At 70.7% G+C, this 23,994-nt stretch carries 24 protein-coding genes; 12 read left to right on the top strand and 12 right to left on the bottom strand.

The genetic code is table 11. The annotated features are described in order from the left end of the window. Positions 1 to 18: 18 nt before the first annotated feature. The 4 genes from pstB to P3X83_RS28335 are packed head-to-tail and all read right to left on the bottom strand — an operon-like array spanning position 19 to position 3,719. Positions 19 to 867, bottom strand: coding sequence for a phosphate ABC transporter ATP-binding protein PstB (gene pstB / locus P3X83_RS28350; RefSeq protein ID WP_277308291.1), 849 nt, complete (start codon positions 865 to 867; stop codon positions 19 to 21). 9 nt (positions 868 to 876) lie between these two features. Then, positions 877 to 1,782 carry a phosphate ABC transporter permease PstA gene (gene pstA, locus P3X83_RS28345; RefSeq protein WP_277308290.1) on the bottom strand — a complete coding sequence of 302 codons (906 nt, stop codon included), beginning with the start codon at positions 1,780 to 1,782 and terminating at the stop codon, positions 877 to 879. After that, complete coding sequence (gene pstC, locus P3X83_RS28340) at positions 1,779 to 2,714, bottom strand: phosphate ABC transporter permease subunit PstC (RefSeq protein WP_277308289.1); 936 nt, start codon at positions 2,712 to 2,714, stop codon at positions 1,779 to 1,781. Before pstC ends, pstA begins: the two co-directional genes overlap by 4 nt. Before the next feature lie 6 nt (positions 2,715 to 2,720). Next, positions 2,721 to 3,719 carry a PstS family phosphate ABC transporter substrate-binding protein gene (locus P3X83_RS28335; protein ID WP_277308288.1) on the bottom strand — a complete coding sequence of 333 codons (999 nt, stop codon included), beginning with the start codon at positions 3,717 to 3,719 and terminating at the stop codon, positions 2,721 to 2,723. Between the two features lie 245 nt (positions 3,720 to 3,964). Here P3X83_RS28335 and P3X83_RS28330 point away from each other — a divergent pair, with 245 nt between their 5' ends. Both P3X83_RS28330 and P3X83_RS28325 read left to right on the top strand, forming a co-directional pair. Continuing rightward, the gene (locus P3X83_RS28330) at positions 3,965 to 4,438 is read left to right on the top strand and encodes a low molecular weight protein-tyrosine-phosphatase (protein ID WP_277308287.1); all 474 of its coding nucleotides are present in this window, start codon (positions 3,965 to 3,967) and stop codon (positions 4,436 to 4,438) included. Beyond that, entirely contained in the window at positions 4,435 to 5,250 is an 816-nt protein-coding gene (locus tag P3X83_RS28325; protein ID WP_277308286.1) for a fructosamine kinase family protein, read from the top strand. The genes P3X83_RS28330 and P3X83_RS28325 overlap by 4 nt, the downstream gene beginning before the upstream one ends. A 25-nt stretch (positions 5,251 to 5,275) precedes the next feature. Here the strand turns inward: P3X83_RS28325 and hisN are convergent, their stop codons facing one another. The 4 genes from hisN to P3X83_RS28305 form a co-directional block, all read right to left on the bottom strand. Continuing rightward, a complete protein-coding gene (hisN, locus tag P3X83_RS28320; RefSeq protein ID WP_277308285.1) occupies positions 5,276 to 6,079 on the bottom strand; it encodes a histidinol-phosphatase in 804 nt (267 codons plus the stop codon). Between the two features lie 79 nt (positions 6,080 to 6,158). Then, positions 6,159 to 7,175, bottom strand: a complete 1,017-nt coding sequence (gene rsgA, locus P3X83_RS28315) for a ribosome small subunit-dependent GTPase A (RefSeq protein WP_277308307.1) — start codon at positions 7,173 to 7,175, stop codon at positions 6,159 to 6,161. Further along, positions 7,172 to 8,455, bottom strand: coding sequence for a 3-phosphoshikimate 1-carboxyvinyltransferase (gene aroA / locus P3X83_RS28310; protein WP_277308284.1), 1,284 nt, complete (start codon positions 8,453 to 8,455; stop codon positions 7,172 to 7,174). Before aroA ends, rsgA begins: the two co-directional genes overlap by 4 nt. Before the next feature lie 35 nt (positions 8,456 to 8,490). Next, entirely contained in the window at positions 8,491 to 9,156 is a 666-nt protein-coding gene (locus P3X83_RS28305; protein WP_277308283.1) for a Uma2 family endonuclease, read from the bottom strand. A gap of 95 nt (positions 9,157 to 9,251) precedes the next feature. Between P3X83_RS28305 and P3X83_RS28300 the strand changes: the two genes are divergently transcribed. Together P3X83_RS28300 and P3X83_RS28295 are read left to right on the top strand one after the other, a co-directional pair. Then, entirely contained in the window at positions 9,252 to 10,001 is a 750-nt protein-coding gene (locus P3X83_RS28300; RefSeq protein ID WP_277308282.1) for an SOS response-associated peptidase, read from the top strand. A gap of 211 nt (positions 10,002 to 10,212) precedes the next feature. Continuing rightward, the gene (locus P3X83_RS28295; protein ID WP_277308281.1) at positions 10,213 to 10,545 is read left to right on the top strand and encodes a TraR/DksA family transcriptional regulator; all 333 of its coding nucleotides are present in this window, start codon (positions 10,213 to 10,215) and stop codon (positions 10,543 to 10,545) included. Positions 10,546 to 10,582: 37 nt separating this feature from the next. Here P3X83_RS28295 and P3X83_RS28290 read toward each other — a convergent pair whose 3' ends face one another. Further along, positions 10,583 to 11,329: a methyltransferase domain-containing protein gene (locus P3X83_RS28290; protein ID WP_277308280.1), complete on the bottom strand. Its 747-nt coding sequence runs from the start codon at positions 11,327 to 11,329 to the stop codon at positions 10,583 to 10,585. A 293-nt stretch (positions 11,330 to 11,622) separates the two neighbouring features. Between P3X83_RS28290 and P3X83_RS28285 the strand changes: the two genes are divergently transcribed. The 7 genes from P3X83_RS28285 (at position 11,623) to P3X83_RS28255 (ending at position 18,683) form a co-directional block, all read left to right on the top strand. Then, complete coding sequence (locus tag P3X83_RS28285) at positions 11,623 to 12,228, top strand: sigma-70 family RNA polymerase sigma factor (RefSeq protein WP_277308306.1); 606 nt, start codon at positions 11,623 to 11,625, stop codon at positions 12,226 to 12,228. Continuing rightward, on the top strand, positions 12,225 to 12,491 hold the full coding sequence (gene rsrA / locus P3X83_RS28280) for a mycothiol system anti-sigma-R factor (protein WP_277308279.1): 267 nt from the start codon (positions 12,225 to 12,227) through the stop codon (positions 12,489 to 12,491). Before P3X83_RS28285 ends, rsrA begins: the two co-directional genes overlap by 4 nt. Positions 12,492 to 12,541: 50 nt before the next feature. Beyond that, positions 12,542 to 13,486 carry an NAD-dependent epimerase/dehydratase family protein gene (locus P3X83_RS28275; RefSeq protein ID WP_277308278.1) on the top strand — a complete coding sequence of 315 codons (945 nt, stop codon included), beginning with the start codon at positions 12,542 to 12,544 and terminating at the stop codon, positions 13,484 to 13,486. A gap of 374 nt (positions 13,487 to 13,860) precedes the next feature. After that, entirely contained in the window at positions 13,861 to 15,153 is a 1,293-nt protein-coding gene (locus tag P3X83_RS28270) for an HD-GYP domain-containing protein (RefSeq protein ID WP_346742756.1), read from the top strand. Beyond that, positions 15,150 to 16,433, top strand: coding sequence for an HD domain-containing phosphohydrolase (locus P3X83_RS28265; protein WP_277308276.1), 1,284 nt, complete (start codon positions 15,150 to 15,152; stop codon positions 16,431 to 16,433). Before P3X83_RS28270 ends, P3X83_RS28265 begins: the two co-directional genes overlap by 4 nt. Positions 16,434 to 17,099: 666 nt before the next feature. After that, positions 17,100 to 18,428, top strand: a complete 1,329-nt coding sequence (locus tag P3X83_RS28260; RefSeq protein ID WP_277308275.1) for a biotin carboxylase N-terminal domain-containing protein — start codon at positions 17,100 to 17,102, stop codon at positions 18,426 to 18,428. Positions 18,429 to 18,467: 39 nt separating this feature from the next. Then, positions 18,468 to 18,683: a biotin/lipoyl-binding carrier protein gene (locus P3X83_RS28255; RefSeq protein WP_277308274.1), complete on the top strand. Its 216-nt coding sequence runs from the start codon at positions 18,468 to 18,470 to the stop codon at positions 18,681 to 18,683. Positions 18,684 to 18,732: 49 nt separating this feature from the next. On the opposite strand, the gene P3X83_RS28250 is transcribed toward P3X83_RS28255, so the two are convergent. Next, positions 18,733 to 19,113, bottom strand: coding sequence for a hotdog domain-containing protein (locus P3X83_RS28250; RefSeq protein ID WP_277308273.1), 381 nt, complete (start codon positions 19,111 to 19,113; stop codon positions 18,733 to 18,735). Between the two features lie 353 nt (positions 19,114 to 19,466). On the opposite strand from P3X83_RS28250, the gene P3X83_RS28245 reads away from it, so the two are divergent. Next, positions 19,467 to 21,377 carry a serine/threonine protein kinase gene (locus tag P3X83_RS28245; RefSeq protein WP_277308272.1) on the top strand — a complete coding sequence of 637 codons (1,911 nt, stop codon included), beginning with the start codon at positions 19,467 to 19,469 and terminating at the stop codon, positions 21,375 to 21,377. A 38-nt stretch (positions 21,378 to 21,415) separates the two neighbouring features. On the opposite strand, the gene P3X83_RS28240 is transcribed toward P3X83_RS28245, so the two are convergent. After that, the gene (locus P3X83_RS28240) at positions 21,416 to 23,062 is read right to left on the bottom strand and encodes an acetolactate synthase (protein ID WP_277308271.1); all 1,647 of its coding nucleotides are present in this window, start codon (positions 23,060 to 23,062) and stop codon (positions 21,416 to 21,418) included. A 95-nt stretch (positions 23,063 to 23,157) separates the two neighbouring features. Then, positions 23,158 to 23,874 carry a dethiobiotin synthase gene (gene bioD / locus P3X83_RS28235; RefSeq protein ID WP_277308270.1) on the bottom strand — a complete coding sequence of 239 codons (717 nt, stop codon included), beginning with the start codon at positions 23,872 to 23,874 and terminating at the stop codon, positions 23,158 to 23,160. Positions 23,875 to 23,994: the final 120 nt, after the last annotated feature.

Genomic DNA, 23,994 nt, shown 5'->3' with positions numbered 1-23,994 from the left:
CAATTGGTCGGCCGAGCTTTAGCCGAAGCGTCCCGTGATGTAGTCCTCGGTGCGCTTGTCGCTCGGGTTGGTGAAGATGCGACTGGTTTCGTCATATTCGACAAGGCGCCCGTGGCGGACACCCGCGTCGTCGACCTCGGCGGTGAAGAAGGCGGTGCGGTCGGAGACCCGCGCGGCCTGCTGCATGTTGTGCGTGACGATCACGATCGTGTAGTCACGCGACAGTTCCTGCATCAGGTCTTCGATCTTGGTGGTGGCGATGGGGTCGAGCGCGGAGCAGGGCTCGTCCATCAGGATCACCTCGGGCTTGACCGCGATCGCCCGCGCGATGCACAGACGCTGCTGCTGCCCGCCGGACAGCGACAGCGCGTTCTGCTTGAGCTTGTCCTTGACCTCGTCCCACAGGGCGGACTTGGTCAGCGCCTCCTCAACGATGGTGTCCATCGACCCCTTCATGCCGTTGACCCGGGGGCCGTAGGCGATGTTGTCGTAGATCGACTTGGGGAAGGGGTTGGGCTTCTGGAAGACCATGCCGATCCGGCGACGGACCTCGATGGGGTCCACGTGCTCGCCGTACAGGTCTTCGCCGTGGTAAGTGATCTTACCGGCCGCGCGGGCTCCGGGGATCAGGTCGTTCATTCGGTTGAAGCAGCGCAGCACGGTGCTCTTGCCGCAGCCGGACGGCCCGATCATGGCGGTGATCTCGCGGTTGCCGATGGTCATGTCGACCCCGCGCACGGCCTCGTAGTCGCCGTAGAAGACGCTCAGGCCCGCGACTTCGAAGACCGGGTCGAGGGCCTGGATGTTGCGGGGCACCTCGGGGCCACGGACCGTGACGTTCGGGATGGAGGTTCCGATTTCAGACATGCTCGTTTCTCACCAGCGCTTCTGGTAGCGGTTGCGGAGGAGGATGGCCACCGAGTTCATCACCAGCAGAAGGGCGAGCAGGATCACGATGGCGGACGACGCGAGGACGCCGAACTCGGGCCGTGACTGGCCGATCCAGTTGTAGATCTGCAACGGCAGCGCGGTGAAACCGTCGGTGAGCGATTCGGGGTTGAACGCCACGAACGTCGCCGCGCCCAGCATGACCAGCGGGGCCGCCTCGCCGATGGCCCGGGACAGCGCGAGGATCGAACCGGTGGCGATGCCGGGGATGGACGAGGGGAGCACCTGCCGGTAGATCGTCTGCCACTGGGTCGCGCCCAGGGCCAGGGATCCCTCGCGGATCGAGGGCGGCACCGCGCGGATCGCCTCGCGAGCCGAGATGATCACGACGGGGAGCACCAGCAGGCTCAGCGTGAGCGCGCCGGTGATCAGCCCGAAGCCCAGGCCGATGACCCGGGCGATGATGCCGAGACCGAGGATGCCGTAGACGATGGAGGGGATGCCCGCGAGGTTCTGGATGTTGAGCTCCAGCAGGCGGTTGTACCACCTGTCGCGGTCGGCGTACTCCTCCAGGTAGATCGCCGCCAGCACGCCCGTCGGGATGACGAACAGGGCGGTGAGGCCCATCAGATAGATGGTGCCGACGATCGCCGACTGTGCTCCGGCGTTCTCGGGGCGCCGGATCGAGGGCATGTTCTCCCACAGGCGGGAGTCGAGTCTGGCCCAGCCCCTGTTGATCACGTAGGCGAGCAGCACGGCGAGGAACGCGATCGCGATGATCAGGCTGAGCTGCAGCGCGATCAGGAAGACGGTCTCGCGCAGCGGGCGGCGCTTGCCGGCCAGCCTGCTGGGGCCGGGACTGGCCGCCTTGCCGATGGAGGTGAGGACCGTCATTCGTAAGCCTCCCGATAACGGCGCACGACCTTCGCGCTGACGTAGTTCATCAGGAAGGTGATGACGAACAGCAGCGCGCCGACCGCGAAGATGGTCTTGTACTCGATCGACCCGACGGGGATGTCGCCCGAGCCCGCGCGGGCGATGAACGACGCCATGGTGTCCATCTCCCTGGCCGGGTTGACGGTGAAGATGGAACGCCCGCCGGTGGCGATCACGACGATCATCGTCTCGCCGATCGCCCGGGAGAACGCCAGGATGATGGCGGCGATGATCCCGGACAGCGCGGCCGGGAGGACGACCCGGAGCGAGACGATCATGCGGGACGACGCCAGCGCGTAGGCGCCCTCGCGCAGTGAGTTGGGCACCGCCGACATGGCGTCCTCGGCGAGCGAGGCCACCGTCGGGATGATCATCACACCGACCACCAGGCCGCCGCTCAGCGCGTTGCGGTAGTCCAGCGTGAACGGGAGGAAGTCGCGCAGCAGCGGGGTGATGAAGGTGAGCGCGAAGAAGCCGAAGACGACCGTCGGGATGCCGGCCAGCACCTCCAGCACCGGCTTGATGATCTTACGGACCCGCGGCCTGGCGTATTCGGACAGGTAGATCGCGGCGGCCAGGCCGAGCGGGATCGCGACGGCCATCGCGATCACGGTCACGAGCAGGGTCGCGACCACGATGGGCAGCACGCCGTAGTGTGCCGGCTTGAACAGCGGGCCCCACTCGATCGAGGTGAAGAACTCCACGATGCTGACCGACCCGAAGAACTCGATGGTCGGTTCGAGCAGGGCCGCCACGATGCCGATGGTGGTGGCCACGGAGACGGCGGCGGCGAGGACCAGGATCACCTTGACGATCTGCTCGCCGTAGCGCGGGCGCGACCGCCCCAGGGAGGGTCCTCCCGGAGCGGTCGCCTTGCTGGGGGAAGCCATGAGAGGTCAGCTACCGGACAGCGACTGGACGGCGGTCTTGAGCTTGCCCTCCTGCTCGGCGTTGAGCGGGATGTACTTGGCGTCCGTGGCGATCTTGCTGATGTTGGCGGCGTAGAAGTCGATGAACGCCTTCACCTCGGGACGCTTGGCGGCGTCGTTCTTGACGTACACGAACAGCGGCCGGGCCAGCGGGGTGTAGCTGCCGTCCTGGGCGGCCTCCACGCTGGGCGTCACGCAGCCGCCGCCGGAGTCGATCTGCACGGCGGTGAGCTTGTCGGTGTTCTCCTCGTAGTAGGTGAACCCGAAGTAGCCCAGGCCGCCCTTGGACCCGGCGACGCCCTGCACGACGTCGTTGTCGTTCTCGGAGGCGCTGTAGTCCTTGCGGCTGGCGCCCTCCTCACCGTTGATCTCGTCGGTGAAGTAGTCGAAGGTGCCGGAGTCGGTGCCGGGACCGGCCAGCGCGAGCGCCTCGTCCGGGAACTTGGCGTCGACGTCCTTCCAGGACTTGACCTTGCCCTCGGCCGCCGGCTCCCAGATCTTCTTGAGCTGGTCGGTGGTGAGGCACTTGGCCCAGGTGTTCTCCTTGTTCACCACGACGGTCAGCGCGTCGGTGGCGACTGTGAGCTCGGTGAACGCGACGTTCTTGGCCGCGCAGGCGGCCTTCTCCTCGTCCTTGATCGGACGGGACGCGTTGGAGATGTCCGTCTCGCCGTTGCAGAACTTCTCGAAGCCGCCGCCGGTGCCGGAGGTGCCCACGCTCACCCGGATCTTGGGCTGCTCCTCGGCGAAGAACTCCGACGCCGCGGTGGTGAGCGGGCCGACGGTGCTGGAGCCGTCGGACTTGATCTCGCCGCTCAGTTGCCGGCCCTGCTCGCCGCCCCCCGACGACGACGAACTATTGGGGCTCGCGGCCGTGTTCCCGCCGCCGCCGCCACAGGCCGCGACGAGGGCGATGAGGGCCGCCGATGCTGCCACCGCGCTCAGGCGGCGCTGTCCACTTGTCACGGTCGATCGTCCTTTGATAGTCAGCTCTTCATCGATGCAGTCCAGATACAAACGCTGCAAAGTGAACGGCAGTGAAACGAGCCATGACCGACGCTGGAAGACGTGTGACGCGCTGTGTGAATAGGCCGTCAAACGGGTTGAATCCAGTAAAGAACCGGCGCACCTTGGCAATCGGGGGTCGTGTGGGGGCAACGCCCGGTGGGCGGCGGGCAGGGGCGCCGTCACCGGCTGGCATGCTGGAGGCCATGAGCTACCACGTGTGCCTGGTCTGCATGGGCAATATCTGCAGGTCGCCGATGGCGGAGGTCGTGCTGCGCCATACCCTCGCCGAACATGGGCTTGACCGGCTCGTCACCGTGGACAGCGCCGGCACCGACGGGTGGCACGAAGGCGGTCCGATGGACGACCGCGCCGCGAGCACCCTGGTCGTCCACGGCCTCGACGGCTCCGCGCACCGGGCCAGGCGGTTCCGCTCCGAGTGGTTCGGCTACGCCGACCTGGTCCTGGCCATGGACGCCGCCAACCTGCGCGCCCTGCGGCGGATCGCCCCGCCCGGCGCCGACGTGCGGCTGATGCGCTCGTTCGACCCCGCCGCGCCCGCGAACGCCGAGGTCCCCGACCCCTACTACGGCGGCGACGAGGGCTTCACCGAGGTCCTGCACATGGTCCGCGCGGCCTCGGAGGGGCTGGCCAAGCACCTCGCGGAGGCGCTGCGGTGAGGATCCTCCGGGAACTCGGCTCCTCGCACGCGTGGCGGCTGAGCCGGGCGGAGCTGCCGGACGGCCGCGCCGTCTTCGTGAAATCGGCCGCCGAGACAGGCGGTGTTCCCGCCCTGTTCACCTCGGAGGCCGCCGGGCTGCGCTGGCTGGCCGACGCGGGCGCGGTCGCCGTGCCCGAGGTGTTAGAGGCCGCGGACGACCGTCTGGTGCTCTCCTGGGTCGAGGCGGGCGACGCCACCGCCGAGACCGCCGTACGCCTGGGACGCGAACTGGCCCGGATGCACGCCACCGGCGCCGACGCATTCGGAGCCCCGTGGCCGGGCTTCGTCGCCGAACTGCCGATGGACAACACGGCCGGCGCCGAATGGCCCGCCTTCTACGGCGAGCGCCGCCTGCTGCCGTTCGTGCGCCGGGCGCGCGACGCCGGGCAGCTCTCGGCGGGCGACGCCGATCTGCTCGACGAGGTGATCGAGGCGCTGCCCGGCCTGGCCGGGCCGGCCGAGCCGCCCGCCAGGATTCATGGCGACCTGTGGGGCGGCAACGTGCTGTGGACGGCGGAGCGCGCCGTCCTGGTCGATCCGGCCGCGCACGGCGGGCACCGTGAGACCGACCTCGCCATGCTCGCGCTGTTCGGGGCCCCGCACCTGAACACCATCGTGTCCGCCTACCAAGACGAACGCCCCCTGGCCGACGGCTGGCGGGAGCGGGTCCCGCTGCACCAGCTCCACCCGCTGCTGGTGCACGTCTGCCTGTACGGCGAGGCGTACCGGGGCAGCCTGCTCGACGCCGCCGCCCGCGCCCTCGCCCTCTGAGGCGGGCCGGGTGGGTTACGGCGGGTCAGACGGGAAGCGTGAGCGGGCCTCCGCCCAGCCGCCTGAGCACCTCACTGTGCAGCGGTCCGTTCGAGCACACCAGGCTGCCGCCGTCGAGGCCGGGCACTCCGGACAGGTCAGTCCAGATGCCGCCCGCCTCCTCGACGATCACGGTCAGCGCCGCCATGTCCCACGGCGACAGCTCCGGCTCGGCCGAGACGTCCACCGACCCCTCCGCCACCAGCACGTGCGACCAGAAGTCGCCGTAGGCGCGGGTCCGCCAGCACGAACGCGTCAGCTCGATGAACGCCGACAGCCGCCCGGCCTTCTCCCACTCTTCGAGGTCGGAGTACGACAGCGAGGCGTCGTTCAGTTTGCCGACCGACGACACGCGGCAGCGCGACGCCTTGGTCAGGCCGCGGCCGGTCCACGCGCCGCCGCCCCTGGCGGCCCACCAGCGGCGGCCGAGCGCGGGGGCCGACACCAGCCCGACGACGACCTGGTCACGGTCCATCAGGGCGATCAGCGTCGCCCACACCGGGACACCGCGCACGTAGTTCTTGGTGCCGTCGATCGGATCGACGATCCACGAACGCGCGCCGTACCCCGTGGTGCCGAACTCCTCGCCGACGACGGCGTCACGCGGGCGGGCCCGCCGCAGGGTGCCGCGGATCGCCTCCTCGACCGCGCGGTCCGCGTCGCTCACCGGAGTGAGGTCAGGCTTGGTCTCGACCCGCAGGTCGGCCGCCCTGAAGCGCCGCATGGTCAGATCGTCCGCCGCGTCCGCCATCACGTGGGCTAGGCGGAGATCGTCGCTGTAGTCCGTCACGATGGCAAACGGTATCGCGTCATCGCCCGATCGCCGCTTTCTAGGGACATAGCGTGGTCAATCGGCGTGGCTTTCCGGCTCACCCCTGCTGGGCCTGCTCCGGGTCGGGCTCGCCCTCCCGGCTGGCCAGCAGCCGCCGCAGGGACGCCAGCCGCGCGGCCCCGGCGTGGCCCTGCTCCACCCAGGCGTCGAGCGCGCACTCGCCGGCCTGGTGGGTGCAGCCCTTGGGGCAGTGGACGGTGCCGTCCACCAGGTCGGGGAAGGCGTGCAGCACGTTGTCGGGCGACACGTGGGCCAGGCCGAAGCTGCGCACCCCGGGCGTGTCGATGATCCAGCCGCCCTCTGGCAGCTCCAGCGCCACCGCCGAGGTGGAGGTGTGGCGGCCCCGGCCGGTCACCGGGTTGACGTGCGAGACCGCGCGTTCGGCCGCCGGGACCAGCGCGTTGACCAGCGTGGACTTGCCCACGCCCGAATGGCCGACGAGCACGCTGAGGCGGTCGACCAGCCGCTCGCGCAGCTCGCTCAGGTCGCCGCCCTTGCGCACCACGACGTACGGCACGCCCAGCGGGTCGTAGAGCGCCACCAGTTCGTCCGGCGGCGCCAGGTCTGCCTTGGTCAGGCAGAGCAGCGGGTCGATCTCCGCGTCGTAGGCCGCCACCAGGATGCGGTCGATCATCCGCGGCCGGGGCGGCGGATCGGCCAGCGCGGTGACGATCACCAACTGGTCGGCGTTGGCCACGACCGGGCGCTCGATGCCGTCGCTGAACTCGGTGTCGTCGGCGGAACGGCGCAGCATCGAGCGGCGCGGCTCCAGGCGCACGATCCTGGCCAGGGTGTCGGGACGCCCGCTGACATCGCCCACCAGGCGCACCCGGTCGCCCACCACGATGCCCTTGCGGCCCAGCTCACGGGCCTTCATCGCGGTCACCACGGTCGGCCGGTCGCCCTGGACCAGGCAAGTGAACCGGCCGCGGTCGACCGCCACGACGAAGCCCTCCACCGCGCCTTCGTGCGCAGGGCGGATCCGCGTCCGCGGCCGCGACCCCTTCCCCGGTCGGACCCGGACGTCGTCTTCGTCGTACTGGCGCTTCCTCAGCGGCCACCCTCCAGCATTTCCCGCCACATCCGGGCGAACTCGGGGAGGGTCTTGGCGGTGGTCGCGATGTTCTCCACCCGCACCTCCGGGACGGCCAGGCCGATCACCGCGCCCGCCGTGGCCATCCGGTGGTCGTCGTAGGAGTGGAACAGCCCGCCGTGCAGCGGGCGCGGCCGGATGATCAGACCGTCGTCGGTCTCCTCCGCGTCGCCGCCCAGCCGGTTGATCTCGGTGACCAGCGCGGCCAGCCGGTCGGTCTCGTGGCCGCGCAGGTGAGCGATGCCGCGCAGCCTGCTCGGGCCCTCGGCCAGCGCCGCCAGGGCGGCGATCGTGGGGGTCAGCTCGCCCACGTCGCGCAGGTCGGCGTCGATGCCGGACGGCCTGCCCGAGCCGGTGACCGTGAGGCCGCCGGAGCCGCGCCGCACCGTGCCGCCCATCGCGGTGACCAGGTCGCGCAGCGCGTCGCCCGGCTGCGTGGTCTCCTCGGGCCAGCCGGGAATGGTGACCGTGCCGCCCGTCACCAGTGCCGCCGCCAGGAAGGGCGCGGCGTTGGAGAGATCGGGTTCGACGGTGAGGTCACGGGCCGCGATCGGGCCGGGCTCGACCCGCCAGACATCGGGCTCTGAGTCGTCGACGCGCACGCCCGCCGCGCGCAGCATCTCCACGGTCATCCGGATGTGCGGGGCAGAGGGCACCGGGGGCCCGGAGTGGCGTACGGTGACGCCCTTCTCGAAGCGCGGCGCGCACAGCAGCAGCCCGGAGACGAGCTGGGAGGAGGCCGACGCGTCGAGCGTCACCTCGCCGCCCTGGACCGGGCCGCGGACCGTGAACGGCAGCGCGTCTCCCTCGACCCGGGCGCCCAGCGCGCGCAGCGCGGCCAGCAACGGCCCCATCGGCCGCTTGCGGGCGTGGGGATCGCCGTCGAAGAACACCTCGCCGTCGCCGAGCGCCGCCATCGGCGGCACGAACCGCATCACGGTGCCCGCCAGGCCCGCGTCGATGCGGGCGCCACTGCGCACCGGCCCGGGAACGACCCGCCAGTCGGTGGAGGACGTGGTCTCATCCGTGGGTTCCATGGTCGCGCCGAGCGCGCGCAGGGCCGCCACCATCAGATCGGCGTCACGGCTGCGCAGCGCCCGCAGCACCGTGCCGGGGCCGTCGGCCAACGCGGCGAGCAACAGCGCACGGTTGGTCACGGACTTCGAACCGGGCAGCGGGACGGTCGCCGCCACGGGCTCGCTCACAGTGGGCGCGGGCCACGGATCCGGATGCTGGGACATGCCGCAACTCTACCGGTCAGGCTCGCGCGAGACCGTCAGAGGAAGATCGCGGTGTCGAGCGTGACGTCGATCGGCTCGGGAATGTGGATCTCCTTCCCCATGGTGACGGTCGTGAAGGTCGTGTAGGTGCCGTCGGCGGGCTCACTGAAGACCGTGACGGACGGGGGGTCGTCGATCGGGTCGACCAGCAGGTAGATCGGAACGCCGCCGGTGGCGTAGACCTCCGGCTTGTGCTCTCGGTCGTTGTCGACGCTGCTCGGTGACACCACCTCGCCGACCATGACGAGCCCGCTGACGAACAGTTCCCGTCGTCCCCAGCGGGGAGCGTCGTGCGGAGCGATGACGAGGTCGGGCGCGTAACACTCACGCGTGTCGTCCGTACACACGTCCAGACCCGCGTAGGTCTTCCAGCCCTTCTCTCGTGCGTGCGGGACGAGAGCGACCGACAGGATCGTCACGGCGTCCTGGTGCTCGGGGCTGCCTAGGGGGCTCACTATCAACCGTCCTTGGAAGATCTCGGCGCGCATTCGGGTGCGGCCGACGAGGGAAGAGTGGATTTCCCGAAGGGTCGTCAGCTCGTCGCCGGCCGGGACCGCGGGCTCCGACGCCGGGGGAATCGGCATGGTCACGGAGGGTTCCAGCGGCTTGCCGTGCGCGGTGACGTCGGATCGGGAGAGGCGGGCTTTCATGGTCATCTTCATCGGGTCAATGTGTCCCTTCGTGTCCGCACTGACACGCTCAGTATTCACCATCGCAATCGCACATGCGAGCGATTCGGAGATGGCACCCTGAAGGGATGTGCGGTAGATACGCGTCGGCGCGCAACAAGCATGAGCTGCTCGAAGAGTTCCGGGTGGAGGTGGACGGCGAGCCGGAGCGGGAGCTTCGCCCCGACTACAACGTGGCCCCCACCAAGGAGGTCTACGCGGTGCTCAGCCGGGTGCCGAAGGAGGAGGGCAAGTCCAAGGAGCCCGTCCGGCAGCTCCGGATCGTCAAGTGGGGGCTGGTGCCGTCCTGGGCGAAGGATCCCTCGATCGGGTCGCGGATGATCAACGCCAGGGTCGAGACGGTCGCGGAGAAGCCGTCGTACCGCAAGGCGTTCGCGCGGCGGCGCTGCCTTCTGCCCGCCGACGGCTACTTCGAGTGGTACCAGTTCGACAAGAAGCGCAAGCAGCCCTATTTCATTCATCCCGCCGACGGCGGGGTGATGGCGATGGCCGGCCTCTACGAGTTCTGGCGCGACCGGAACAAGCCGGACGACGATCCGAGTGCGTGGCTGGTGACCTGCACGGTGATCACCACCACGGCCAAGGACGAACTGGGCCGCATCCACGACCGGATGCCGATGCTCGTCGAGCGGGACCGCTGGTCCGAGTGGCTCGACCCGAAGCTGACCGCGACCGACCAGGCCCAGGGGCTGCTGGTCCCGGCCACGCCCGACCGGCTGGAGGCCTATCCGGTGTCCACGGCGGTGAACAGCGTCCGCAACAACGGCCCGGAACTGCTCCAGCGGGTCGATCCCGAGGAGGGCGCCGCGATCGGCTGATGTCGTCGAATGCTCACTTCTCAGACAGAGGAGCGAAAAGTGGGGGTCACGGCGGTGTAAGAAGCGCGTCAAGTGGGCATCCGGTCAGGAAAGCGGTGACCCGTCCTACGCCGTGGTAGGGCGCCACCGGTATAGAGCGGACCCCTGCGCCTGGCGGGAACTTCGGGGACTTCCGTCGCGAGGCACTCATCCGTCCCGGAGGTGCGGACTCGTGGATGACGCGACCGCGCGTATGCGCCTGGAGAACATGCTCGGGGATCTCGACCGGTCGATCGCGGTGCTACGCGGCGATCCGGTGGGCGTGCGCGACCGCTCGGCGGCCGACGCGGGCTCCCATCTGACCGACGCCGACCGGCACCAGGCCATGCTCGACGTCGCCGACCGGCAGCGCGGCGCCGTCATGGACGCGCTGAAACGGCTCGAAGAAGGCAGTTACGGCCGGTGCGTGGACTGCCGCAAGCCGGTCCCCGAAGGCCGGCTGGAGGCGAGACCCGAGGCGTCCCGCTGCGTGCAGTGCCAGTCGAAGCGGGAGCGCCGCCGCTGAGCCGCGCCCGTGCGGCGGCGCGTGGCCGCCGCGCGGGTCAGGCCGCCTTTCTGGCGCTGGCCACCAGGTGGATGCCGACGGTGTCGTCGTCCTCCGGGTTGGCCTCCAGCTCGGTGCGGACCAGCCAGGTCAGCGCGCGGGAGTCGGACGCCAGCACGTGATCCACCGTCGAGGGCGACAGCACGGTGCGCGGCCGGATCCACTCGACCTCCAGCCCGGCCCCGGTCAGCAGCTCGCGGAGCTGGGCGCTGGTGAAGCAGCGGGTGATGCTGCCGTCGGGCCACGGCACCAGCATGACCTCGCCCTTCTGGCACAGGTGGGCCCAGTAGTTCTGCTCGGCCAGGATCGCCATGCCCAGCACCAGTGAGTCCACGCAGACCAGCGCCCGCCCGCCGGGCCGCAGCACCCGGGCCACGTCGTCCATCGCCGACTCGGCCATCAGCTCCACAGAAAGCGCGCGTTCCTCGGCGACCACCGCGTCGATGCTCTCGTCGGGCAGGAACCCGAGGTCGTCCGCCCTGATCTGACGCACCCGGTCGGCGTCGCGCAGCTTGTCCTGCTCGGCCGCCGCGTCGATGCGGAAGTCGATCACCTCGATGACGCGGTGCCCGCAGTGCGCCGCCTGGGCCGCCCACTGCCCGCCGCCTCCGGACATGTCCAGCAGGGTCGAGGGGCGCTCGGGCAGCCACCGGCCGAGCTGCTCCGCGGCGACCGCGCGGTAAAAGGTCCAGTACGGCCCGAGGGTGCCTGAGCCGTTCAGTTCTTCGGCCGGAATGGGCAGCACACGCGGCTCCTGGGCTTTCGGGGTTTTCCGGGGATTGGGGCTACCAGCCGGTACGTATCTTTTTCCCCGTACCGGGACTCTCGTCACCTTCTATCTTGCGGGAACAGACGACCGGGCGCCGGTGTTGCCGACTACTGACGCACGATCTTCTCCCGAGAGGATGTCCGCGCATGCAGGCGCTGCTCGAACCCGGTACTCGCTCCGGCCCCGCTCAGCGGCCGGAGACGCAGGAGCGGGTATCCTCCGCTGAGTACGGTATCCCGCTTCTGCCGGGCACCGGTGATCTTAAGGGGGTGGGTCCGGTCCCTGCGACAGGCGCGGAGACTCTGGAACAGCGGAGCGGGCGGTTCGAGCGCGACGTAATGCCGTATCTCGACCAGCTCTACTCCGCCGCTCTCCGGATGACGAGGAACCCGGCGGACGCGGAGGATCTCCTGCAGGAGACCTTCGCCAAGGCTTTCGCGTCCTTCCACCAGTTCCAGGAAGGGACCAACCTCAAGGCGTGGCTCTACCGAATCCTGACCAACACCTTCATCAACAGTTACCGAAAGAAGCAGCGGGAGCCGAAGCAGTCGGGCACCGAGGAGATCGAGGACTGGCAGCTCGCCCGTGCCGAGTCGCACACGTCGGCGGGGCTGAAGTCGGCCGAGATAGAGGCGCTCGACCACCTGCCGGACAGCGACGTGAAGGATGCCCTGGCCGCGTTGCCGGAGGAGTTCCGCATCGCCGTCTATCTGGCCGATGTCGAAGGCTTCCCCTACAAGGAGATTGCCGACATCATGGGCACTCCGATCGGCACGGTGATGTCGCGGCTCCACCGCGGCAGGCGCCAACTCCGGGGGCTTCTTGAGGACTACGCGCGCGAGCGCGGTCTGGTCCCGGCGGAGGGATCCAAATGAGCTGCGGCAACCCGCACGACACCGACTGTCGTGACGTACTGGAAATGGTCTACAGCTACATCGACGGCGAGCTGGACGAGGGCGACTGCGTCGACATCCGCGTCCACCTCGACGAGTGCGGGCCCTGCCTCGCCGAGTACGGCCTGGAGGAGGCGGTCAAGCGCCTGATCGCGCGGCACTGCGGCTGCGATCCGGTTCCGGCCGACCTCCGGGCCAAGGTCCTCACCCGGATCCAGCAGGTGCGCGCCGAGCTGGCGGAGTGACCTCCTAGGATCGTCTCTAGATCGTGGTGGAGACGAGGAGGGGCGATCCGATGCGGGTCATGGTCACCGGCGGGGCTGGATTCATCGGATCCAACCTGGTCGACCGGCTACTGGGCGAGGGCCACGAGGTCATGGCGGTGGACGACCTCTCGGGCGGTCACCTCGACAACCTCGCGGATGCCTCCCGCGAAACACGCTTCGAGCTGCGCACGCTCGACATCCTCGACCCGGCGCTCGCCGCGCTGACGGCCGAGTTCCGGCCGGAGGTCATCTGCCACCTGGCCGCGCAGATCAGCGTCCGCAAGAGCGTCGCCGACCCGATCCGCGACGCGCGGCTCAACGTGGAGGGCACCGTCTCGGTGCTGGAGGCGGCCCGCGCGGGCGGCGCCCGCAAGGTGGTCTTCGCCTCCTCCGTCGCGGTGTACGGCAGGCCGTCGGTGATCCCGGTGCCGGGCGGCGCGGCGACCGACCCGCGCTCGCCGTACGCGGCCTCCAAGCTCAGCGCCGAGGTCTACCTCGCGACCTACCGCGCGCTGCACGGCATCGACCACACCAGCCTGGTCCTGTCCAACGTGTACGGCCCGCGCCAGTCGCCCGACGGCGAGGCCGGCGTCGTCGCGATCTTCACCGACGCCCTGCTGAGCGGCGCGCCCACCGTCCTGTACGGCGACGGCACGCAGACCCGCGACTACATATACGTCGACGACGTCGTCGACGGCTTCGTCCGGGCCTGCGGCGAGGCGGGCGGCGGCGGGCGCTTCAACCTCGGCACCGGCGCGCAGACCACCGACCGGCGCCTGCACACCCTGGTGGCCGACGCCGTGGGCGCTCCCGACGAGCCCGGCCTGGCCCCGGCCCGCCTCGGCGACCTCCCGGCGATGGCCGTGGACCCCGCACCCGCCGCCGAAGCCCTCGGCTGGACACCCCGTACCGACCTTCCGGCCGGCCTCAAAGCCACCGCCGAATGGGCCAGAGGACGGACCTCCGTCGGCTGACCCGCAGGTAGAAGGCATGATTTCTGTGACTTCAGGCCACACAAGTTCCCTGAGGTGCTCAACTGCGTGGCTTACGGTGACGTCATGATTACGCTTTGCTTGCGATTCCCTGGGATTCCCTGCTGGCGGCCGCGTCTTTCTGTAGCCTGAAGTGCGAAATCGACGTGGAGGCGGGCGAATGTTGAAGGGTATGACCACCTGGCTGATGGCAGCACTGGTGCTGTTCACTCCGGTGGTGATGGAGGCGAGCGAGGCCGCTCCCCCCGGCATCTCTTGGACGTGAGCACGCGCCTGTAGCACCGTAGGGTGGGGCCGCATTGCGTGGACTGCCGTGGGTTGCCAGGTTCTATTTGGGGGCCGTGATCGTCGGGGCGGTGGCCCTGGTCGTTCATGGGGTTTTCGTGGGCGGCCGGTTCGACCGGCCCGACTGGCCGGCCCTGCTCGTGCTGGGCCTGCTGTTCCTGGTCTGTGAATCCGTCCCGGCGCTGCTCAACGTGCGCCAGGCCGCGATCTCGGTGAGCTTCTCGGCGGCGCTGGCCGCCGTCGTGCTCGTCGGTCCGGAGGGCGCGGCGCTGGTCGGCATGACCGCCGTCTTCAGCGTCCGGCCCGGCCTGGCGCTGACCAAGCGCCTCTACAACGGCGCGCAGTTCGCGATCTGCGGCTATGCCGCGGGCGAGACCTACCTGCGGCTCGGCGGGCAGCAGGGCGTGCCGCGCATCGCCGGGTTCGACGACCTGATCATGCCGTTCGCCGGGGCGGCGGCGGTCTACGTTCCGCTCAACTTCGCGCTCATCGCGATCATGCTCTCCCTGGCCGGTCAGATCGAACGGGTGCCACTGCGCGGCATGGCCCAGCTCCTGGTCTCCTACCTGGGCTACGCCACGTTCGGCCTGCTGATCGCCGGGCTGTGGGCCACCGTGCAGTCGATCTCCGCGGTGCTGGTGCTGCTGCCGCTGTTCGTGGCCCGCTGGGCCTTCGGCCAGTACTGGGCGCAACAGCGCTCCTACGACGCGACCATCGCCGCGCTGTGCCAGGCGGTGGAGACCAAGGACTACTACACCCGGGGCCACTGCACCCGGGTCTCATTGGCGTCCACGATGATCGCCGAGGAGATCGGCATGGGGCCCGAACGGCTGCGCGCGATCCGATACGCGGGAATGCTGCACGACGTCGGCAAACTCGGCGTCCCCACCAAGGTGCTGCAGAAGGACGGCCCGCTCACCGAGGAGGAGTTCGCCGCCATCCAGCTCCACCCGATGCGCGGCCTGGAGATCGTGCAGGGCATCGACTTCCTCGACGAGGCGTTCGCGGGGATCATGCACCACCATGAGAAGCACGACGGCACCGGCTACCCGATGGGGCTGGCCGCGGGCGAGATCCCGGAGTTCGCCCGCATCATCGCGGTCGCCGACGCGTTCGACTCCATCACCTCCGACCGCTGCTACCGCGTCGCCAGGTCCGTGCCCGTCGCGATGGACGAACTGCGCAAAGGCGCGGGCAAACAGTTCGACCCGGTGATGGTGACCGCGTTCGTGCGGGCCATCGAGCGCGACGGATGGAATCCGCCGCAACGCGCCCCCGCCGCCCCGCCGGACGACGAGGCCGAGACCACGCTCAAGGACCACGACGACCCGACGATGCCCATCCAGGTGGTGTCGGACCGGTGACCGGGGCCGTCACGCCGCCGCCGTCCTGGCAACGACTCGACTCCGGCCAGTTGCTGCTGATCTGCGCCGCCGGGCTCGTCTCCATCGCCGGAATCGCCCACACCGCCGCCGTCGGCCTGCTCGACCCGCCGATCGCCGTCGGCTTCGGCGCGCTGATCGCCACCGGGGAACTGGCCCGGCTCACCATGCCGGGCAAACGCGAGGTCGCGCCCATCGGCACCGCCGCCGCGCTCGGCTACACCCTGCTGCTCGACATGGGCGGACGGCCGGTCGGGCACTCCGCGCTGCAGGTCGTGGCCGTGCTCGCGGTGGGCATGGTGGCGGGCGCGCTGCCGCACCTGGCGGTCGGCCGTACGCCGAGGCTCGACGCCATGGCCCGCCGGCTGCTCACCGGCGCCCTGCTGGCCATGGCCTTCCGCCCGCTGGCCGGGCCGCTGCACGACCTGACCAAGGGCGCCACCCAGACCTGGACCCCGGCGCTCGGCGTGATGGCCATCATGATCATGGTGTCCATGCTCGCCGACATCGTGATCGCCGCGATGCTCCGCGCCGACCAGGTCCGCACCGCGCTCGCCGTCGCGGTGCGCGACGAATTACGCATGGCGGCGCCGTTGGGGGCGGCCGTCGCCGCATCGGGCATCCTGCTGGTCCTGGCCGCGCACAGCATGGACATGGCGGCCCTGCTGGTGTTCGCCGCGCCGCTGCTGGTCACACAGGTCGCCTTCCGCAAGTACGCGGGGATCCGGGCCACCTATCTGCAGACCGTGCGCGCCCTGTCACGGGTCACCGAGGTCGGCGGCTACGTCGAGCCCGGCCACTCCCGCCGCGTCAGCCACCTGGCCGTCGCCGTGGGCCGCGAACTCGGCATGGCCGAGTCCGAACTGCTCGAACTCGAATACGCCGCGCTCATGCACGACATCGGCCAGCTCTCGCTGCGCGACCCCATCCCGGGCGGGGCCACCGTCCTCGCCGGGCGCGAACAGTCCGCCCGCATCGCCGAACTGGGCGCGGAGGTGATCCGGCAGACGGGCGTGCTCGGCTCCGTCGCCGAGGTCGTCCGCCGCCAGTGCGAACCGTGCGCCGACAAGCCCCCATTGGCCAGCCGCATCATCAAGGCCGCCAACGCCTACGACGACCTGGTCGGCGGCTCCACCGACCGCGACCGCGCCGCCGCCGCCCTCGAACGCCTCCGCGTCGGCGCCGGCACCGAATTCGACCCCGACGTAGTAGACGCCATGTCCCACGTAATCGACCGCCTCACTCCCCTCCACCGCCTCTGACCACCCCTCACACCCCACGGAACGCCTGGCCGCCGTCAGCGGTCCCCGCACACGCCCCAGCCCCGACGTACAGGACACCTGGCCGCCGTCAGTGGTGCGGCCGTGTACCCAATCGCCCTCGCTCCGCCCGGACGCCGCTCTTGTGTCGGGCTCCGCCCGACGCTGTCGCCGCCCGTGGATCACCTGGACGTGATGACAAGGCCGGACACCTGACTGCTGTCCAGGGCGTACACGGGACCGTGGTGGTTCAACCTGCTGGCCGCCTGGACGGGGCGTCCTGGGCGGTGCGGATATGCACCGCCACCCTCTACAAGGTGCGGGCCATCGGACGGCCGATCGGTCCCGGTTCCCGATGTCCGGCCGGCGGAGTCCGACCTCGGGAAGATCACCTGAGCGGACGAGGGCGATTGGGTACGCCCTGCCCCAGGGATGACGGCCAGGCATCCCCGTGGGCCCATTGGGCGCCCGGTAGGGCGCGCCAGTGCGGCGGGACGGGGTGGGGTCTAACTGGGGGGAGTGGGGTGGGCTTGGTTGAACACTGTAGGAAACCTACAGAAGGTGCCCGTTGGAACGGTGGTTTTGGAGGAAAGGTTCCACAGGTTGGCGGTCCTAAAGTGGGGAGCCGTTGGATTCGCCGCGTCGCCTCGATGAGAAGGAGTCCGTCAGGTGTTCGAGTCCGTGTTGGTCGCCAACCGGGGTGAGATCGCCCGGCGGATCATTCGCACTGTCCGCCGGACGGGTCTCCGGGCCGTGGCGGTGTATTCCGAGGCCGATGCCGACCTGCCGTACGTGCGGGAGGCGGATGACGCCGTGTTACTCGGTCCCGCCGATCCGAGGCAGAGTTACCTCGATGTCGAGCGCGTGCTGGACGCCGCGCGGATCACGGGGGCGCAGGCCGTCCATCCCGGGTACGGGTTTCTCGCCGAGCGGGCCGATTTCGCGCGGGCCGTGGAGAAGGCGGGGCTGACGTGGATCGGTCCGTCCGCCGACGCGATCGAGCGGATGGGCGACAAGATCAACGCGCGGAACCTGATGGAGCAGGCCGGGGTGCCGGTGGCCGCGGGGACGCGCATGCCGGTGACCGAGGTGGAGCAGGCCGTCGTGGCCGCCGCCGGGATCGGTTACCCGGTCATGGTGAAGACCGCGGGCGGAGGCGGCGGTATCGGCATGGGCGTGGCCCGTGACGAGGAGGGCCTGGTCAAGGCGTTCGAGGCGGCCTCCCGCGCGGCGGCGCGGTCCGGTGGCGGTCCGGCGATCCTCCTGGAGCGGTACATCGAGCGCGCCCGCCACGTCGAGGTGCAGATCCTCGGCCTGGCCGACGGGCGTGTGGTCGCCGTCGGCGAGCGCGACTGCTCGGTTCAGCGCCGCCACCAGAAGGTCGTGGAGGAGTCGCCGTCCCCGGGGATCACCGCCGAGCTGCGCGAGCGGATGCTCGCCGCCGCCGTGCGCGCCGGTGAGGCCGTCGGCTACCGGGGCGCGGGCACGGTCGAGTGCCTGGTCGACGCGGAGAAGCAGGACTTCGTCTTCCTTGAGATGAACACCCGCCTTCAGGTGGAGCACCCCGTCACCGAGCTGGTCACCGGGATCGACCTGGTGGAGGCCCAGCTCAGGATCGCGGCCGGGGCGGACTTCGGCCCGATCCCCGCGCCGCGCGGGCACGCCTTCGAGTTCCGCGTGTACGCCGAGGACCCCAAGCGTTTCTTCCCCGGCCCCGGGAAGATCGGCGTGTGGAAGGAGCCGTCGGGCGACGGCGTGCGCGTCGACTCCGGATACGCCGAGGGCAACATCGTCACGCCGTTCTACGACCCGCTGATGGCCAAACTCTGCGTGTACGGCGAGACCCGCGAAGAGGCGTTGGAGCGCGCCCGGCGGGCCGTCGCCGACTTCACCGTCGTGGGCCCCAAGAACAACCTCCCGTTCTGCGCCGAGCTTCTGGACCACCCCGAGTTCGCCGGCGGCGACTACGACACCGGCCTGGTGTCTCGCATGCGATAGCAGCGTGGCAGAGTTGGATTAGAGGAAGGAAGCAGTCCAGTGGCAGAAGTACGCGCGGAGATGGTGGCGAACGTCTGGAAGGTCATCGCCGCCGAGGGCGACACCGTCGACGAGGGCGACACCCTCGTCATCCTGGAGTCCATGAAGATGGAGATCCCGGTCCTGGCCGAGGACCCCGGAGTGGTCGCACAGATCAAGGTCGCCGAGGGCGACGTGGTCCAGGAGGGCGACCTGATCGCCCTGATCGACGAGTGAGACGACTGATCCGTCCAGCCGGGTGATCCGTTCCGGCCAGACGGACGACTCAGCGGGCGAGGCGGCCGAGGAATCTCTCGCGGTCCACGACGGCCCGCTCGATGGTGCCCGTGCCCACGGGCACCTCCTTCTCGCGGGCGGTGAACTCGAAGACCAGCCGCCTGCCGTCCACCTCCGTCAGCTCGGCGCTCACCATGACGTGCGCGCCGACCGGGCTCGCGGCGAGGTGGTCGAGTTCGACGCGGGTGCCCACGCTGGTCTGGCCGGGGGCCAGGTGTCCCTCGACGGCGCGGACGGTCACCGCCTCGGCGATGGCGAGCAGGCGCGGGGTGCCGAGCACCGGCACGTCGCCGCTGCCCAGCCGCACCGCGGTGTCCTCGCGCTCGACCATGATGAGTATTTCGGCGCGCAGTCCCGGGGCCAGCGTCATGCGGGCCAGTTTAGATCGCCGCCCCCGCAGGCGGGGCGGCCGGAGCCCCGCCGTGCCCCCCGAATGGGCCAGGACGCGAAATGCCGCCACGTGCCGGGCCGCGATGCGGGATGATCGAGCGGTGACGCCCGGAGGTTGGACGGCCGGGCTGCGCGGGGCATGGGATGAGAGTAGGCTGATCGACGCCTTACCCTTTACCACCTATTGGGAAATCGGCAACCCCGCGGGTGAGACGGATCGCACGCTCACCGGGTTTCGTGACCCGGCTGTTATCTCCCCGCGATACTAATCCGCTTTGTTGGAAAATCCTGGGGTGGGAGAGGTCTGACGCGACAGGGGGTAACGGGGGAACCATGGTGGCCCAAGGGACGACGCTGGCGGGGCGGTATCGCCTGGACGCCCGCATCGGCGCCGGCGGCATGGGTGAGGTGTGGCGTGGGGAGGACGTGGTCCTCGCGCGGACCGTGGCCGTCAAGGTGCTGCTGCCGGTCCACACCGACGATCCGGGGTTCATGACGCGCTTCCGCAACGAGGCGCGGGCGATGGCCACGATCAACCATCCAGGTGTGGTCGATGTCTACGACTACGGCGTGGACCAGGTACCGGGCGCGGGGGCCCAGACGTATCTGGTGATGAAGTTCGTCGACGGCGAGCCGCTCGACCGGCTGCTGGCGCGGCTGGGGCGGATCGCCCCGGAGTCGGCGATGGACCTCATCGCGCAGGCCGCCTCGGCGATGCAGGCGGTGCACGGACAGGGGATCGTGCACCGCGACATCAAGCCGGGCAACCTGATGGTCCGTGCCGACGGCACGCTGGTACTGACCGACTTCGGCATCGCGCGCGCTGACGCGGCGAGCCGTCTCACCGACGCGGGGATGGTGCTCGGCACCGCCGCCTACTGCGCGCCCGAGCAGGCCGAGGGCGCGCCGGTCACTCCGGCGGTCGACATCTACGCGCTGGGCGTGGTCGCCTACGAGTGCCTCGCGGGGCACCGGCCGTTCGACGGCGACACTCCGGTGACGATCGCGCTCAAGCACATCAGGGAGGCGCCGCCGCCACTGCCCGCCGATGTTCCGGCTTCGGTGCGGCGGCTGGTGGAGAAGGCTCTCTCGAAGGATCCGGCGCGCCGGTTCCGCGACGCGGCGGAGATGAGCGACGCGGCGCGGCAGGCGGCCGCGGCGGCGCACGAGCCACAGGGGACGGCCGGCTCTCCCACGCAGCTCCCGCCACCCGCCCTGGCGGAACCGCCGTCGACCGGCGCCTACAGTGAGCATCCCGGCGGATACGCCGAGCACTCGGGCGCCTACGCCGACAACGCCTACGCCGACAACGCCTACGCCGACAACGCATACGGCGACAACTCGTACGCCGACAACGCATACGGCGAGCAGCCGACCTTCGGCGGGCCGTCCACGGGGGCCTACAGCGAGCACCCCGGCGCCTACGGCCATCAGGGCGATGCCTACGCGCGCCCCTCAACGGGCTCCTACCCGCCCGCGCGCGAAGACGGGCCGCTTACGGCGGCGACGTCCGCCTCGCCCGCGCACGGGCCTCCTGGGGGCGTTGTGGCGCAGGGTGTCCCGAGTGGCTCCGGTCCGCCCACCGCCGTCTCCGGCGGCGGTGGCGGCGGGCGAAGGCGCGCGCCCGCGGGCAAGCGCCGGGTGGGGCTGCTCAGCGTCGCCGTCGCGGCGGGCGTGCTGTGCGTCGGCGGCGTCTCGGTCGCGCTGGCCGACTTCTCGTCGCCCGACCCCGGCGACACCAAGGAGATCGTCTGGCAGGGCGGAGAGAAGACGGAGGACCCGAGCACGGGCCCGCTGGCCTCGCCGACGAACACCATGAAGGAAGAGGAGATCAAGCCGACGAGGGTGAGGGCCGAGGCGTCAGAGGAGCCGACCAGGCGGGAGCGGACCCCCACTCCCACCCCGACTCCCACTCCGACGCCGAAACCGACTCCCACTCCGACGCCCACGCCCACCCCGACGCCGAAACCGAAGCGGCCGGTGCCCGATGTCGGCGGTCTCACCCTCGCCGAGGCCCGTTCGACGATCCAGGCGGCCGGGTTCAAGGTGCGCGCGGAGCTCAACGGCGGCGGGCAGGTGCTGGCCTGCCACACCGTCGTCTATCAGGACCCGTCGGGCGGGGCCAAGCTGGAGCTGAACAAGACGGTGATGATCCTGTTCGACCCCGAGAACGGCTGCGCCTCACCCGGCCCGAGCTCGTCGGCGACCCCGGTTCCTCCCAAGGTGCCCGCCGACAAGCCCTAGTTGGCCGGCGAAGCTCAGACCGGTCGGCGAGAACGAACTCACAATCCGGTGGTGTTGCGCGGGTAGGCGATGTCCGGGTCGGTGGCCACATTGACCATGTACGGCACGCCGGAGTCGAACGCCCTGCGCAACGCCGGACCGATCTCGTCCGGGGAGGTGACCAGCTCGCCACCGCCGCCGAGCGCGGTCACCACCTGGTCGTAGCGGCAGTTCGGCTGCAGGTCGGCGGCGACGTCGTAGCCGTAGAGCATCCGCATCGGGTGCTTCTCCAGCCCCCACGCGCCGTTGTTGCCGCAGATCATCACGACCGGCAGCCGGTGGCGCACCAGGGTGTCGACGTCCATCAGCGAGAACCCGGCCGCGCCGTCGCCGAGCAGCAGCACCACCTGGGAGGACGGCCTGGCCAGGCGGGCGGCGATGGCGTAGCCGAGGCCGGTGCCCAGGCAGCCGTAGGGGCCGGGGTCGAGCCAGCAGCCGGGACGCCTGGGCTCGACGTACTTCCCTGCGTAGGAGACGAAGTCGCCGCCGTCGCCGATCACCACGGCGTCGTCGTCGAGCACCCGGTTCAGTTCGCCGTAGATCCGCATGGGGTGGATCGGGTCGGCGGCGGAGGCGAGCAGTTCGGCGTCGCCCGCGATGGCGGCCTTGGCGGCGTCGGCGAGCTTGGTGGTCCAGGGGGCGTAGGAGGCCGGGTCGACTCCGGCGGTCTCGCAGGCGGCGGCCAGGCCCCAGAAGACCAGGGAGAGGTCGCCCGCGGCGGTGCCGGAGGTTCCGGTGTGGGTGGCGAGCTGGGACGGCGCGTCGGCCAGGTGGACGACCCGCGCGAGCGGCGCGCCGTCCTTGCCGCCGAACCAGCCGTAGCCGAGCCGGAAGTCGAGCGGCGTGCCCGCCACGATCACCAGGTCGGCCTGCCCGAACGCGGTGCCCCTGGCCCTGGTGACCAGCAGTTCGTGTCCGGCGGGCAGGATGCCCCTGCCCTGGCCGTTGGGGACCACGGGCAGCCGCCACTGCTCGGCGAAGTCGCGGGCGGCCTCTTCTGCGCGGTCCATCCACACGTCGGAGCCGAGGACCAGCACGGGCCGCTCGGCCTCGGCGATCAGCCGGGCGATGCCCGCGAGCCCTTCGGGGTCGGGTTCGAGCGGCGAGGGGGTCAGCTTCTCGACGGTGTGCGCGGCGGCGGGTGAGAACAGGTGGTCCATGTAGAAGTCGAGGAACACCGGGCCGCGGTGCGGGGCGATGGCGGTGCGGAAGGCGCTCTCGACGTCCTGGCCGACGCTGTCGGCGGATCCGGCGGTGAACGACAGTTTGGTGACGGGGGCGAGCAGCGGCGGGTGGTCGAGCTCCTGGAGCGCGCCGGAGCCCCAGCGGGACTGCGGGGCGCGTCCGCCGAGGACCACGACGGGGGAGCCGTTGAAGCGCGCGGTGGTGACGCCGCTGACGCCGTTGGTCACCCCGGGGCCCGCGGTGAGCACGGCCAGGCCGGGCTTTCGGGTCAGCCGGGCGGTCGCCTCGGCCGCGAAGACCGCGCTCTGCTCGTGCCGGACGTCCATGATCGGCATTTTCTCGTGCACCGCCCCGTCGTACAGGGGGAACACGTGACCGCCGGACAGGGTGAACATGGTCTCGACGCCGTAGGACCCGGCGACGGCGACGGCCACGTCGCCCGCGTGCTTCGAAGCCTCCATGCGGCCGAACCTACCAGTCGGTCACAAGCGTGGGACAGGGTTGCGCGAACGGACCGCCAGGCCGGGTGCTGTGTCACCGTATGCCGGGCTGGGCGTCAGGGGGTGAGGCCCGCGCGGAACTCGGCGGGGTCGAAGGCGCCGCCGAGCACGGGGGCGATGCCGTCTCTGGCGGCCCGCAGGAAGGCGGCGCGGGAGAGCGCTCCCGCCCCTTCGGGGAGCACGCCTGCGAGCGGGCGCGCGGCGAGCATCTCCAGGTCGGGGACGTTCATCCGTTCGGCGAGCCCGGGCGCGGACGGCCAGGAGCCGATCACCACCCCGGCGAGGGCGAGCCCCCGGTTGGCCAGCGCCTCCAGGGTGAGCGCGGTGTGGTTGAGCGTGCCCAGCGAGGCCCGCGCGACCACCAGGACCTGCGCGCCCAGCGTCCGGGCGAGGTCGGCGACGGTCGCGCCGTCCTCGTCGAAGCGGACCAGCAGCCCGCCGGCGCCCTCGACGATCACCAGCCGGTGCGTCTCGGCCAGTTCGGCCACGCGCTCGGCGGCCGTGGTCAGCGAGAGCGGCGGGAGCCCGGCCGCGCGGGCGGCGGCGGCCGGGGACAGCGGGTCGGGGAACCTGGCGAGCTCGAAAGTCGTGCGGACCCCGGAGAGCCGGATGATCTCGTCGAGATCGCCGGGCTCCTGGGGCGCCACCCCGGTCTGCGCGGGTTTGACCACCGCCACCGAGACGCCGCGGTCCAGCGCCAGCGCGGCCACCGCCGCGCTGACCACCGTCTTGCCGACTCCGGTGTCGGTGCCCGACACCACAAGCACGCTCATAACGCCGTCACCCTACCGTCGTGACACCGCCGCGACACCGCCGTGAGGACCTTCGTCCGTCGCCCTGACGAAGGCGTCGCCTCGGTGAATCGTCGCGCCGGCGAGGGTGTCGCCCGGCGA

The sequence above is a fragment of the Spongiactinospora sp. TRM90649 genome (genome assembly GCF_029382225.1).
GTDB lineage: Bacteria > Actinomycetota > Actinomycetes > Streptosporangiales > Streptosporangiaceae > Spongiactinospora.
This window is presented reverse-complemented; position numbering and strand designations above follow the sequence as displayed.